The sequence below is a fragment of the Rhodanobacter sp. FW106-PBR-R2A-1-15 genome (assembly GCF_058789735.1).
Genome location: NZ_JBYTEM010000003.1, coordinates 148,365 through 160,904 on the forward strand (window position 1 = coordinate 148,365; position 12,540 = coordinate 160,904).

At 70.1% G+C, this 12,540-nt stretch carries 13 protein-coding genes; 11 read left to right on the forward strand and 2 right to left on the reverse strand.

Features of this window, described 5'->3' with window-relative positions; all coding sequences use genetic code 11:
* Positions 1-186 precede the first annotated feature (186 nt).
* From AC3WTD_RS03075 to AC3WTD_RS03105, 7 genes are read left to right on the forward strand one after another with little or no spacing between them, the layout of a single operon-like run.
* Positions 187-594 (forward strand): chemotaxis response regulator CheY, encoded by a 408-nt coding sequence (locus tag AC3WTD_RS03075; protein ID WP_027492099.1) that lies wholly within the window; start codon positions 187-189, stop codon positions 592-594.
* Positions 591-1,232 (forward strand): protein phosphatase CheZ, encoded by a 642-nt coding sequence (locus tag AC3WTD_RS03080; RefSeq protein ID WP_492612880.1) that lies wholly within the window; start codon positions 591-593, stop codon positions 1,230-1,232. Before AC3WTD_RS03075 ends, AC3WTD_RS03080 begins: the two co-directional genes overlap by 4 nt.
* Before the next feature lie 11 nt (positions 1,233-1,243).
* Positions 1,244-3,148 (forward strand): chemotaxis protein CheA, encoded by a 1,905-nt coding sequence (locus tag AC3WTD_RS03085; protein ID WP_492612881.1) that lies wholly within the window; start codon positions 1,244-1,246, stop codon positions 3,146-3,148.
* A 5-nt stretch (positions 3,149-3,153) separates the two neighbouring features.
* Positions 3,154-3,894, forward strand: a complete 741-nt coding sequence (locus tag AC3WTD_RS03090; protein ID WP_027492096.1) for a flagellar motor protein — start codon at positions 3,154-3,156, stop codon at positions 3,892-3,894.
* Complete coding sequence (gene motD, locus AC3WTD_RS03095; RefSeq protein WP_492612882.1) at positions 3,891-4,901, forward strand: flagellar motor protein MotD; 1,011 nt, start codon at positions 3,891-3,893, stop codon at positions 4,899-4,901. Before AC3WTD_RS03090 ends, motD begins: the two co-directional genes overlap by 4 nt.
* Before the next feature lie 37 nt (positions 4,902-4,938).
* Complete coding sequence (locus tag AC3WTD_RS03100) at positions 4,939-5,418, forward strand: chemotaxis protein CheW (protein WP_492612883.1); 480 nt, start codon at positions 4,939-4,941, stop codon at positions 5,416-5,418.
* Complete coding sequence (locus AC3WTD_RS03105) at positions 5,408-5,755, forward strand: DUF2802 domain-containing protein (protein ID WP_027492093.1); 348 nt, start codon at positions 5,408-5,410, stop codon at positions 5,753-5,755. The genes AC3WTD_RS03100 and AC3WTD_RS03105 overlap by 11 nt, the downstream gene beginning before the upstream one ends.
* Before the next feature lie 16 nt (positions 5,756-5,771).
* On the opposite strand, the gene AC3WTD_RS03110 is transcribed toward AC3WTD_RS03105, so the two are convergent.
* Positions 5,772-6,032 (reverse strand): hypothetical protein, encoded by a 261-nt coding sequence (locus AC3WTD_RS03110; protein WP_027492092.1) that lies wholly within the window; start codon positions 6,030-6,032, stop codon positions 5,772-5,774.
* Positions 6,029-7,171, reverse strand: a complete 1,143-nt coding sequence (fliK, locus tag AC3WTD_RS03115; protein WP_492612884.1) for a flagellar hook-length control protein FliK — start codon at positions 7,169-7,171, stop codon at positions 6,029-6,031. The genes AC3WTD_RS03110 and fliK overlap by 4 nt, the downstream gene beginning before the upstream one ends.
* A 234-nt stretch (positions 7,172-7,405) precedes the next feature.
* Here fliK and AC3WTD_RS03120 point away from each other — a divergent pair, with 234 nt between their 5' ends.
* From AC3WTD_RS03120 to AC3WTD_RS03135, 4 genes are all read left to right on the forward strand, one after another.
* Positions 7,406-7,801, forward strand: coding sequence for an STAS domain-containing protein (locus AC3WTD_RS03120; RefSeq protein ID WP_235642358.1), 396 nt, complete (start codon positions 7,406-7,408; stop codon positions 7,799-7,801).
* A gap of 13 nt (positions 7,802-7,814) precedes the next feature.
* Positions 7,815-8,177, forward strand: coding sequence for a response regulator (locus AC3WTD_RS03125; protein WP_027492089.1), 363 nt, complete (start codon positions 7,815-7,817; stop codon positions 8,175-8,177).
* A gap of 10 nt (positions 8,178-8,187) precedes the next feature.
* Positions 8,188-10,203 carry a chemotaxis protein CheA gene (locus tag AC3WTD_RS03130; RefSeq protein ID WP_492612885.1) on the forward strand — a complete coding sequence of 672 codons (2,016 nt, stop codon included), beginning with the start codon at positions 8,188-8,190 and terminating at the stop codon, positions 10,201-10,203.
* A 369-nt stretch (positions 10,204-10,572) separates the two neighbouring features.
* Positions 10,573-12,279: a methyl-accepting chemotaxis protein gene (locus tag AC3WTD_RS03135; RefSeq protein ID WP_492612886.1), complete on the forward strand. Its 1,707-nt coding sequence runs from the start codon at positions 10,573-10,575 to the stop codon at positions 12,277-12,279.
* Positions 12,280-12,540 lie beyond the last annotated feature (261 nt).

Here is a 12,540-nt window from a genome sequence, read left to right on the forward strand (position 1 = left end):
CGGGTCTGTTTGCCCGCATGCCGGCGTCATCACTCGGTCGTGGACGGACGTCCACTCCCTCGTTCTTCCTTGGCCTGCGCGCAAACAGTTCCCGGCGCGGAGCACTTGGAGGTCATAAACAGGCTCTTAGAACCCCATGAATCCCCGCGGCCGGACCTCGGCCTGTACCGCACGTGGAGAAAGCGTTTGGACAAGAACATGAAAATCCTGGTGGTGGACGACTTTTCCACCATGCGTCGGATCGTCCGCAACCTGCTGGTCGAGCTTGGCTTCAGCAACCCGCTGATCCAGGAGGCCGACGACGGCGAGAGCGCGCTGGCGATGCTGCGCAGCCAGCCGTTCGACCTGGTGGTGACCGACTGGAACATGCCGAACATGACCGGCATCGACCTGCTGCGCGCGATCCGCGGCGAGGACGCGCTGAAATGCCTGCCGGTGCTGATGGTCACCGCGGAGAACAACCGTGACCAGATCATCGCCGCCGCACAGGCCGGCGTGAACGGCTACATCGTCAAGCCGTTCACCGCGGTCACGCTCAAGGAAAAGCTCACCAAGATCTTCGAACGGATCGCCGCCAGCGGAGTCAGCGCATGAACGTCACTTCCCCCCTTGCCATCGACGAGATGCTGCCGCCGGAACTGCGTGATCTGCTGAACAGTCCCGAGGGCCCGGCGTTCGAGCAGGCGCTGGACGTGATGGTGCGCCAGCGCGAGCAGCGCCTGTTCCGCGCGCTCGGCCAGCTGGCCCGCGACCTGCACGACGCGGTGCGCCGGCTTGGCGGCGAACTGGCCCAGGAGGGCGTGCCCGGCATCGTGGCCGACGCGCGCCAGCATCTGCAGGACGTGCTGGAGATGAGCGCGCAGGCGGCCCACCGCAGCCTCGATTTCGCCGATCGCATGCGGCCCCAGGCCGAATCGCTGACGCGCAACGCCGGCCAGGTGCTCGAGTGGACCAACGGCAACGACGCCGCCGCGGTGCTGGCGCGCGAGGCGGTGGCCTTCGCCGGCAGCTGCCGCGAAGGCCTGGCCGACATGGTGCTGGCGCAGTCGTGGCAGGACCTTACCGGGCAACGCATCAAGAAGGTCGCCAGCTTCATCGGCACGGTCGAATCCTCGTTGCTGGAACTGGTGCGGCTGACCGGCGCGCTGGCCGGCAGCGAGGCGCCGGCCAGCGCGGCCAAGGTGTCCAGTCAGGAGGATGCCGACCGCCTGCTGAGCGAATTCGGCTTCTGAGCGCACCGGCCATGGATGCGGAACTGGACAACGAGTTGCGCCAGGACTTCCTGGTCGAGGCGGGCGAACTGCTGCAGCGCCTGGACGAGCAGCTGGTCGGGCTGGAGGCGGCGCCGGGCGACGGCGAGCTGCTGAATGCCGTGTTCCGCGCCTTTCACACCGTCAAGGGCGGCGCCGGCTTTCTCGCCCTCGAGCCGATGGTGCTGCTGTGCCACCACGCCGAGGACTTGCTCAACGAGGCGCGCAACGGCAAGCTGGTGCTGGGCGCCGTGCAGATGGACGCGCTGCTGCACGCGCTGGACCTGCTCAACGGCATGATGGCCGCCGTGGGCGCCGCCGCGCCGCTGCAGATGCCGCCGCCGGCGTTGCTGGCCGCGCTGCTGCCGGAAGCCCGACCGGTGGCGGTCGCTGCGCCGGCGCCGCCGGTCGCCGCCGCCGGCGGCAGCATCGACGACAGCGAGTTCGAGGCGCTGCTGGACAGCATGTACGGCAACGCCGCGCCGGGCGCGGTTGCGCCGGCGCCGTTGCCCGCCGCGCCACCGGCGTCGGCGACGAGGACGATCGACGACGACGAGTTCGAGGCCCTGCTGGATACGCTGCACGGCAAACCCGGCCAGCCGGCTGCGCCGATGCCGGCGCCGGTCGCCGTACCCGCGCCGGCCGCGCCCGGCACCCCGTCCAATGCCGCCACCACCACCCCGGCCGCGGCGCCCGCACACCACGCGGCGCCGGTGGAGAACAGCGTGCGGGTCGACACCGCGCGGCTGGACCTCCTGGTCAACCATGCCGGTGAACTGGTGCTGCTGCGCAACCGCCTGCTCAGCCTGGCCGCGCGCCACGGCAGCGACGCCCTGGCCGCGGCGGCGAACGAGCTGGATCGGGTCACCGACGAGCTGCAGGGCGCGGTGATGGGCATGCGCATGCAGCCGGTGGGCCGGTTGTTCCAGCGCTTCCCGCGGATCGTGCGCGACCTGGCGCGCCAGCTCGGCAAGGACGTGGAACTGGTGCTGGAAGGCGAGGGCACCGACCTCGACCGCGGCCTGGTCGAGGCGCTGGCCGACCCGCTGATCCACCTGCTGCGCAATGCGCTCGACCACGGCGTGGAGCTGCCGGCCGAGCGCGAGCGGGCCGGCAAGCCGCGCAAGGGGCGCGTGTGCCTGTCGGCCAGCCAGCGCGGCGAGCGCATCGTGATCGCGGTGCGCGACGACGGTCGCGGCATGGACCCGGAGATCCTGCGCCGCAAGGCGGTCGAGAAGGGCGTGATCGACGCCGTGCAGGCCGCACGGCTGAGCGAGGCCGAATGCTACGAGCTGATCTTCCGCCCGGGTTTCAGCACCGCCGCGGTGGTGTCCGACATCTCCGGCCGCGGCGTCGGCATGGACGTGGTGAAGACCCGTGTGGCCGAACTCGGCGGCACCTTGCAGGTGCGCTCGCAGCTGGGCCACGGCAGCGAACTGGAGCTGACCGTGCCGCTGACCCTGGCGGTGCTGCGCGTGCTGATGGTGCGCGTGGACACGCGGCTGTTCGCGCTGCCGCTGGGCAACGTGGCGGAGGTGTTCGAGCTGGACGCGGGCCAGGACTGCCTGCTGGACGGCCGCCTGGTCGCCCGCCATCGCGGCCGCGCGCTGCCGCTGCTCGACCTCACCGGCTGGGCCGGGGCGCCGGCGGCGGCGGGCCGCCACGTGGTGGTGCTGCACATCGGCCACCGGCGGCTGGGTTGCCTGGTGCACGAGGTGCTCGGTCGCGAGGACGTCATCGTCAAGCCGCTGGGGCCGCTGTTCGGCGGCGTGCCGGGCATCGCCGGCGCCACCGTTACCGGCGATGGCCGGCTGGCGCTGGTGATGGACCTGGCCAGTCTGGCCGGCCTGGCCGGTGACGACGACCAACCTTCCACTTCACTGCAATCGACCGGCTGATCGGCATGGATCTGGTAAGCATCATCGGCACCATTCTGGCCTTCGTGGTGATCATCCTCGGCACCATCCTGAAGGGCTCCACCGTGGGTGCGCTGTGGAACGCCGCGGCGTTCGTGATCGTCTTTGCCGGCACCGCCGCCGCCTTGCTGGTGCAGACCCAGGGCAAGGTGCTCAGGCATGCGTTCAAGATGCTTTCGATGATCTACCGGCCGCCGCAGCACCAGCCGGGCGACCTGATCAGCCGCATCGTCGGCTGGAGCGAGATCTCGCGCCGGCAGGGCCTGCTCGGGCTGGAACCGCAGATCGAGGCGGAGCCCGACCCGTTCGTCAGCAAGGGGCTGCAGCTGCTGGTCGACGGCGGCGAGCCGGAGGCCATCCGCAGCGTGCTCGAGGTGGACCTGGAAACCCGCGAGTCGATCGACCTGGCCGGCGCCAAGGTGTACGAGATGGCCGGCATCTACTCGCCCACGCTGGGCATCATCGGCGCGGTGATGGGGCTGATGGCGGTGATGCAGAACCTGGCCGACCCGAGCAAGCTCGGCCACGGCATCGCCGCCGCGTTCGTGGCCACCATCTATGGCGTGGCGCTGGCCAACCTGTTCATGCTGCCGATGGCGGCACGGCTGAAGGGCCTGATCAGTAAACAGACGCGGATGCGCGAGATCCTGATCGAGGGCCTGGTGTCGATCGCCCAGGGCGACAACCCGCGGCAGATCGAGGCGCGCCTGCAGGGTTATGTCCCATGAGGAGGCGACGGCACGAGGAGCACCAGAACCACGAGGCCTGGGCGATTCCCTACGCCGACCTGATGACCCTGCTGCTGGCGTTCTTCGTGGTGATGTACGCGGTCTCGGTGGTCAACGAGGGCAAGTTCCGGGTCATGTCCGAGTCGCTGATCGAGGCGTTCAACGGCTCCAGCCGCGCCATCGCGCCGCTGCCGCCGACCAAGATCCGGCCGCACAACATCGCCCCGGCGATCGCCGCGCCGAGCGGGCAGTCCGGTTCGTCGATCGTGCCGATCGCGGTGCCCATCCCGCCGCATCCGGTGCCGGCCAGCGGCGGCAGCGGGCGCGAAGCGGGCCACAAGGCGAAGCCGCCGGAAACCCTGGGGCGCATCGAGGACCAGGTGCGCAAGGCGCTGCAGCCGCTGATCGACCGCAAGCTGGTGGTGGTGCGGCACAAGCCCGACTGGCTGGAGATCGAGATCCGCACCGACATCCTGTTCCCCAGCGGCGTGGCGCAGCTGTCGGAGCCGGCCACCGAGGTGCTGCACGACCTGGCGGCGATCCTGGCCAGCTTCGGCAACCCGCTGCGGGTGGAAGGCTTCACCGACGACATGCCGATCAGCAACACGCTGTACCCGTCGAACTGGGAACTGTCGGCGGCGCGCGCGGCCAGCGTGGCGCGGCTGTTTTCCACCAGCGGGATCGCCCCCGCGCGACTGGGCATCATCGGCTGGGGCGAGACGCGCCCGATCGCCGACAACGCCACCGTGGAGGGCCGCAACCAGAACCGGCGCGTGGTGGTGGTGGTGATGAGCGACCACCCGACCGCGCCGCGCGACCGCGCCGCCCCGGAGAACGTCGGCCAGCTCGCCGGCCTGGCGGACCCGCCGCCGACGTCCGACGTGCTGCCCACCGTGCGCGTCACCAGTGGCGAGCAGGCCACCGCGCGCGCGCCGGCGGACGCCGCGGGAACTCCCGCGCCGTCACCGGTCGCCGGCAGTGCGCACCAGGCCGGCATGAGCAAGTGAAGCCGATGAATGCCTTACCCTGCCAAGGAGCACAAGCATGAGCGCCCCCGCCCCCGCGTCCGCGCCGCCCGCCCGCCACTGGCTGTCGTTCCGCATCGGCGCGCAGCTGTATGCAGCGCCGCTGGACGAGGTCGGCGAAGTCATCCGCGACGGCGACCTGACCCCGGTGCCGGGCGCCGCCGCCGACCTGCTCGGCGTACGCCACCTGCGCGGGCGCATCGTGCCGGTCATGGACGGCCGCCGCCGGCTCGGCCTGCCGGCGCTGCCGGAGGCCAACCCGGCAAGCGTGCGCGTGGTGATGTTGTCGCAGGCGGGCCAGCGGGTCGGCCTGCGCGTGGATGCGGTCGGCGAGCTGCTGTGCAGTGACGGCATCGACATCGCGCCGCCGCCGCCGGGTCGCGCCAGTCGCGACGACGACCCGGTCAGCGGCGTGCTGGCCTGGCAGGGCGGTTTCGTGGCCCTGCTCGACGTGCGCCGGCTGTGCCGGGCGGACGATGGCGGCAGCCATGTGGCTTGAGCTTGGCGTGGCCGTGCTGCTGCTGTTGGCGCTGGCGCAGTCGTTGCTGCTGTGGCATGGCGGGCGCCAGTTGCGCGAGCTGCAGCGGCGCGTCGCTGCGCTGTCGCACGAGGCGGGCTTCGCCTGCACCGACGTGCCGACCTCGATGCTGGTGACGGTGCTGGGGCGGCTGGAGCGCCAGCTCGGCCGGGCCGAACAGCCGCCGCTACGGCAGTCCTATGAACTGGCCCAGCGGCTGGCGCGCGAAGGCGCCGACGTCGAGCAACTGGTCAGCCGCTGCGGCCTGTCGCGCGACGAGGCGAAGCTGGTGCTGCAGATGCATCCGGCCGGTTCCTGAACGTGGATCGGGGCGGTCATTCTTCCGCCGCGTCGTACACCGCGGCCAATACCGAGGCCGCTGCCGCGTAGAGCAACGCCGGCACGTCATCGCGCAGGCGCAGCGAAGCCAGCAATGCGGCGATCTGCGGATCGTGATGCAGCGGCAGGCCCAGCACCTGCGCGCGTGCCAGCAGCGCTTCCAGTGCCTCGGGCGGCATCGGCCTGGTCTCGGCCTGGTTGGCGCCGGCCAGCCGCAGGCTGACTCGGCGCGGGGGCGAGTAGGGCGGCGCGTTCATGCGGTGGCCTGCAGCAGCACGGCGCTGTGCCGGCCCGGCGGTTGCGGCAGGCCGACCTGGCAGCTCAGCTGGTCGAGCAGTACGCCGCAGGCGGCCAGCCGCTGGCGCAGTGGGCCGAACTGGCGTTCCAGCCGCTGCGCGGTTTCCATCTGCTCGGCCCACAGGCGTACCGTCAGCCGCGGTTCGCGCAGTTGCAGCTCGCCCTGCAGCGGGCCCAGCGCGGGCAGGTCCAGCGCGAAACCGAGCGTCCAGCCGTGGCCGCCGTCGGCGGGATCGATGCTGAGCTCCAGCTGCAGTTGCAGCACGTCGCGGCCATCCTCGCCCTGCAGCGGAATCTCGATCATCCAGGCTGGCAGCGGGCTGGCGCTGGCGTCCAGCTGGGCCACCTCCACCCGCGCCAGCGCCGCCTTCACCTCGCCATGCAGGCGGTCCAGCAGCGGACCCACGCCATCGTCGGCGGGCGCCAGCGGCAGCGGCACGCGCGGCTGCGCATGCATGCCACGCTGCAGCATCGGCGGCGCGGCATCGTTGCGGTTGGCTGGCACGGGCGCCGGCGCGCGACGGTCGAGCAGCGCGGCCAGGCGCAGCAGCGCGCCTTTCCAGTCGTCCTCGGCCAGCGCTGCCAGGTTGCCGTGCGGGCTGGCCAGGCGCGACTCGAAAAACAGTCCGCTGCGATTGATGGCCTCGCGCAGGCCTTCGCCACGGGTGATTTCGGCCGGCGTGCGCAGCGATTGCTCGAGCAGCGCCAGCGCCGTGCGCAGCTCCGGCGGCAACTGGCGCAGCACCGGTCGTTGCGCCAGCGTGCCCAGCGTGGCGAGCAGCGGCGCGTAGCCGTTCTGCTGCGGCAGGCGCTCGCGCAGCACGCGCTGGAAGGTGGCGTCGGCCGGCTGCGGCAGCATCTCCAGTTGCGGCTGCGCGCCCAAGCTCAGCACGCGCACCTGGAACTGCGCCGGCAACTGGCCGCCGGGCAGCTCCGTCTCCACCGCGAGCGCGCCAACCTGCAGCACCAGCAGGCCCTGCGGATTCACCCCCAGCGGGCGCGCCGACAGCACCGTGCCGATGTGCCAGCTTTGCGCCGTGGTGCCGGAGGCGGCACCGGCCCAGGTGAGGGCGGCCAGGCTGGTCGGTTGGATGATCAAGTCGGTTCCTGCGCGCGGGGCGGTGGGCGATCGGGTCCGTCCTGCAGGACATCGGCCGCGCGCGGCCGAACTTGAGCCGCGGTCGGCAGCGGACGCACGGCGGATGCGCCGCCGGCATTTTCGCTCGCCATTGCTGCGCAAGCAGGGATTCAGTGCCGTTGTCCTGCAAGGGTCTGCAGGCGGCCTTCGCCTGGGTGACGAAGGTTGCCGAGGCGCCCTAAAGCGATCGCACCGGTGGCCGATAAGCAATTCGTCAGCGCCAACGAGCGCGCGTGGAGCGGCGGCATGGCCGGCAAACGAGCGGCGACGCAGAAACAGGACGAGCGGCCAGCGGCGCCGGACGGCGCGGCCGCGGTGGTGCTGCCCGCGGACTGCCGCCTCGCCGCCCAGGCCGCGCTGCAGGCGGAGCTGGTCGGAGCGCTCGAACGCGGCGCCGGTGTGGTGCTGGACGCCAGCGCGGTGGAGCGCGTCGACACCGCGGCGCTGCAGTTGCTGGTGCTGCTGCGGCGTGAGCTTGCGTCACGCGACGGCGCGCTGGCGTGGCGTGGCGCGAGCGCGGCTTTCAACGAGGCGGCCGGCCTGCTCGGCCTGGCGCGGATTCTGGAACTGCCGGCCGCGGGGCCGGCCTGAACGAGGTGGCAGCATGGCAAAGATTCTTGCGGTGGACGATTCGGTTTCGATGCGCGGCATGGTGGCGTTCACCCTGCGCGGCGCGGGACACGAGGTGGCCGAGGCCGAGAACGGGCAGCTGGCGCTGGACGTCGCGCGCGGCAGCTCGTTCGACCTGGTGCTGGCCGACGTCAACATGCCGGTGATGGACGGCATCGCGATGGTGCGCGAGCTGCGTGCGATGGATGCCTACAAGGGCGTGCCGATCCTGATGCTGACCACCGAGTCGCACACCGAGAAGAAGATGGAAGGCAAGGCGGCCGGCGCCACCGGCTGGCTGGTCAAGCCGTTCGACCCGGAACAGCTGCTGGCCACCGTCAAGCGCGTGCTGGGCTGAGGAAACGCCGATGGCGACGGTCGACCTGACCCAGTTCCACAAGACCTTCTTCGAGGAAAGCCTGGAAGGGCTCGACGCGATGGAGGCGGCGTTGCTGGCGCTGGACTCGGGTTCGACCGACCACGAGTTGGTGCACACGATCTTCCGCGCGGCGCATTCGATCAAGGGCGGCGCGGCGACCTTCGGCTTCGCCGACGTCGCCGCGTTCACCCACGTGGCCGAATCGCTGCTCGAAGAAGTGCGCAGCGAGCGCCGCGCGGTGGATACGGCACTGGTCGACCTGCTGCTACGCTCGGTCGACTGCCTGCGCGCGATGCTGGCGCGATCCGCCGGCGGCCAGCCGGCAGCTGATGCCGACAGCGAGGCGCTGCGCGGCGAACTGCTGCGCCTGGCCAGTGGCGAGGCGGTGGCGGCGCCCGCCGCGGTCGCGTCCGGAGTCGCATCGGCAAGCGGCTGGGACATCCGTTTCGTCGCGCTGCCGCACCTGCTGCAGACCGGCAATGATCCGCTGCGGCTGTTCCGCGAGCTGGAGCAGCTGGGTCGGCTGGAGGTGCGGCGCGCGTTCGTACTCGACAGTGCGCCGGCGCGGCTGGCCGAGCTCGATCCCAGCCAGTGCCACCTGGGCTGGGAGCTGCGCCTGCACGGCGCGGTGGCGCGCGGCGACGTCGACGCGGTGTTCGACTGGCTCGACGGCGACTGCGAACTGGCCATCGAGGCGTTGCCCGGGGAGACGTCGGCGACCGCGGCGGATCCGCTGGCGATGGCCGCGCCGGCAACGGCACCCGTGCCCGCAGCTGCTGCGCCGCCGGCGCGCGAGACGGCCACCGTTCGCGCCGCTTCCGGCGAAGGCAGTTCGATCCGCGTGGGCGTCGACAAGGTCGATGCGCTGATCAACATGATGGGCGAGCTGGTGATCACCCAGTCGATGCTCAGCGACATCGGCGAGAATTTCCGGCCGTCGCAGCTGGAGCGCCTGCGCGAAGGCCTGCTGCAGCTTGAACGCACCACCCGCGAGCTGCAGGAGAGCGTGATGCGCATCCGCATGCTGCCGATCGGCTCGGTGTTCAACCGCTTCCCGCGGCTGGTGCGCGACCTGGAGCGCAAGCTCGGCAAGCAGGTCAGGCTGGAGTTGCACGGCGAACATACCGAGCTGGACAAGACGGTGCTGGAAAAGATCGGCGACCCGCTGGTGCACCTGGTGCGCAACGCGATCGACCACGGCCTGGAGCTGCCGGCGCAGCGCAAGGCCGCCGGCAAGCCGGAGAACGGCACGCTCAAGCTCAACGCCTACCACGAAGGCGGCAACATCGTGGTGCAGATCAGCGACGACGGCGCCGGGCTCAACCGCGCCGCCATCGTGGCCAAGGCGCAGCAGCGCGGGCTGCTCGGCGCCGGCCAGGAACCCAGCGACGCCGAGGTAGCCGAGCTGATCTTCCAGCCGGGCTTCTCCACTGCCGCGCAGGCCACCGACCTGTCCGGCCGCGGCGTCGGCATGGACGTCGTACGGCGCAACGTGCGCGATCTCGGCGGCAGCGTCGGCGTGAAGAGCGAAGCGGGCAAGGGCAGCGTGTTCACCATCGCGCTGCCGCTGACCCTGGCGATCATCGACGGGCTGGTGACCGCGGTGGGCGATGAGCGCTACATCGTGCCGCTGACCTCGATCGTCGAGTCGCTGCGGCTCAAGCCAGAGGCGGTGCGCCGGATCACCGGCGGCGGCGAGGTGTTTCATTTCCGCGAGGAATACCTGCCGATCATGCGCCTGCACCGCGCCTTCGGTTGCGCCGACGCGGTCACCGAGATCGAACGCGGCATCGTGGTGGTGATCGAGGACGCCGGCCGGCGCATGGGCCTGCTGGTGGACGACCTGCTGGGCCAGCAGCAGGCGGTGATCAAGTCGCTGGATGCGCATTACCGCCGCGTGCAGGGCATCTCCGGCGCAACCATCCTCAGCGACGGCTCGGTGGCGTTGATCGTCGACGTGGGCGGCGTGGTGCGGCTGGGACAGCGCAGCAAGGCCGCTGCCTGAGAGGTCGTGATTTTTCAACCTCTCAGGCCGGCCACGGCGAGGCCACGGCGAGGGCATGGCGAGGGCATGGATGCCCGAGTTGAGGCAACGCAGGAGCAGTTGCCCGATGCCCGAGTTGAGGCAACGCAGGAGCGGTTGCCCGATGGCCGGGCTTGAAACAGTCACGCCAGTGATTGTTTCATGTGAGCGAGTCCGGGCGTGTACTGGACTCGCGACGGAAGAAAACCACAGGAAGTGGTTTTCTTCACAAGCCCTGAGCGCAGGAGTCGGCCGGTCTGTGCCAAGCAGCCAGGGAGCCGTCATCGACGTGAAGGAGGGTATCAAATCAATCGAGGCCATGGGGTCCGCATACTCCAACGGGAGGGAGGCATGTTTTCCAATGTGCACGACTTTTTTCATCGCTTGAGTCTCAATATCAAGGTGATGCTGGTGGTGGCCGTGGTGCTGGTCGGCTTGGTCGCGCTCACTGTGATGAACACCTTCCAGGGCCGCGATCTGTTGGTGCGTGGCGTGCAGGGGGCGTTGCAAAACAACGTGGAATCGGCGATCTCCATCGCCACGGCCTGGGATGAACGTGCCGCCAGGGGCGAATTGAGTCGGGCCGAGGCGCAGAAGCGCGCATTGGCGCAGATCCACGACATGCGGTGGGGCGATGGTGCAGGCTACGTGTTCGCCTTCGGCGACGACTACACGCTGGCCGAGCATCCGATAATGCTGGACAGGCTCGGCAAGAGCGTACGCGACATGGTGGACCGGAATGGCAAGCCGATCTTCCAGCTGATGCGCGAAGTGGACGCTCGGGACGGCAGCGGCGTCACCTATTACGACTGGCCGAAGCCCACCAGCAAGAAGATCGTGGGCAAGATCACCTACTCGGCGTTGTACAAGCCTTGGGGCATGCACTTTGGCGCCGGCGCCTACCTCGACGAGGTCGATGCGCAATTCGTGCACATGATGAAAGTGCGCATGGCCAGGGTGGCGTTGATGGCGCTGCTGGTGGTGCTGGTGGTGTGGTTGACCATGCAAAGCATTCGTCGCAGCATCGGCGGCGAGCCGACATTCGCGGTGAAGATGGTGGGCCGCATGGCTGACGGCAATCTGTCGGTGGAAGGCGCCGAGGGCGTGAAGCTGGCGTCGGGCAGCATGATGCACGCGATGCAACGGCTGCACCTGAAACTGATCGAGGTGGTGGGCCAGGTGCAACATGGCTCGCAGGCAGTGAGCAGTGCCGCGCAGCAGATCGCCAAGGGCAACGACGACCTGAGCCAGCGCACGCAGGAACAGGCCTCCAGCCTGGAGGAAACCGCCTCGTCGATGGAGGAAATGACCTCTACCGTGAGGCAGAACGCGGAGAACGCCAGCCACGCCAATCAGTTGGCGAACGGCGCGCGCGAACAGGCCGAGCGCGGCGGCCAGGTGGTGGCGCAGGCAGTGGCGGCGATGGGCGAGATCAGCGCATCGAGCCGCCGGATCGCCGATATCGTCGGTCTGATCGACGAGATTGCGTTCCAGACCAACCTGCTCTCGTTGAACGCAGCGGTGGAGGCGGCACGCGCCGGCGAGCAGGGCCGCGGCTTCGCGGTGGTGGCCAGCGAGGTGCGCAGCCTGTCGCAGCGCAGCGCAGCGGCGGCGAAGGAAATCAAGGTGCTGATCGGCGAAAGCGTGGATCGGGTGCAGGCCGGCAGCGCGCTGGTGGAGCAGTCCGGTGCGGCGCTGGCGGACATCGTGGACAGCGTGAGGAAGGTCACCGACATCGTGGCGGAGATCGCGGCAGCCAGCCACGAGCAGTCGGCCGGCATCGACCAGGTGAACCGCGCGGTGATGCAGATGGACGAAGTGACCCAGCAGAACGCGGCGCTGGTGGAGGAAGCCGCGGCGGCGGCGCGGGCGATGCAGGAGCAGGCCGGCCAACTGCAGCGGCAGATGAGGTTCTTCCGGTTGGACGGCGCGCCGGCAAAGCCCGCGCAGGCGGCGCCGGCCTCGGCGCGCGTGGTGGCGTTGCCGCGCAAGCCGGCGACTCGCACGGCCGAACCGACCCGGTCGACCGCGGCGGCCGGCGGCTGGACCGAGTTCTGAGAGGTTGTGATTTTTTCAACCGCTCAGGCCGGCCACGGCGAGGGCATGTCGAGGGCATGGATGCCCGAGTTGAGGCAACGCAGGAGCAGTTGCCCGATGCCCGAGTTGAGGCAACGCAGGGAGCGGTTGCCCGATGCCCGAGTTGAGGCAACGCATGTGAGCGAGTCCGGGCGTGTACCGGACTCGCGACTGAGGAAAGCCACAGGATGTGGTTTTCTTCACAAGCTCTGGGCGTAGCCGTTTTCCGCTGCCGCTGCCGCT

Excerpts from the sequence above, each read along its gene's own strand:
- motD (WP_492612882.1), top strand. The coding sequence starts at position 3,891 with ATGAGGAGGCGACGGCACGAGGAGCACCAGAACCACGAGGCCTGGGCG.
- AC3WTD_RS03110 (WP_027492092.1), bottom strand. The coding sequence starts at position 6,032 with ATGAACGCGCCGCCCTACTCGCCCCCGCGCCGAGTCAGCCTGCGGCTG.
- AC3WTD_RS03130 (WP_492612885.1), top strand. The coding sequence starts at position 8,188 with ATGGCGACGGTCGACCTGACCCAGTTCCACAAGACCTTCTTCGAGGAA.
- AC3WTD_RS03105 (WP_027492093.1), top strand. The coding sequence starts at position 5,408 with ATGTGGCTTGAGCTTGGCGTGGCCGTGCTGCTGCTGTTGGCGCTGGCG.
- AC3WTD_RS03080 (WP_492612880.1), top strand. The coding sequence starts at position 591 with ATGAACGTCACTTCCCCCCTTGCCATCGACGAGATGCTGCCGCCGGAA.
- AC3WTD_RS03085 (WP_492612881.1), top strand. The coding sequence starts at position 1,244 with ATGGATGCGGAACTGGACAACGAGTTGCGCCAGGACTTCCTGGTCGAG.
- AC3WTD_RS03100 (WP_492612883.1), top strand. The coding sequence starts at position 4,939 with ATGAGCGCCCCCGCCCCCGCGTCCGCGCCGCCCGCCCGCCACTGGCTG.
- AC3WTD_RS03125 (WP_027492089.1), top strand. The coding sequence starts at position 7,815 with ATGGCAAAGATTCTTGCGGTGGACGATTCGGTTTCGATGCGCGGCATG.
- AC3WTD_RS03135 (WP_492612886.1), top strand. The coding sequence starts at position 10,573 with ATGTTTTCCAATGTGCACGACTTTTTTCATCGCTTGAGTCTCAATATC.
- AC3WTD_RS03090 (WP_027492096.1), top strand. The coding sequence starts at position 3,154 with ATGGATCTGGTAAGCATCATCGGCACCATTCTGGCCTTCGTGGTGATC.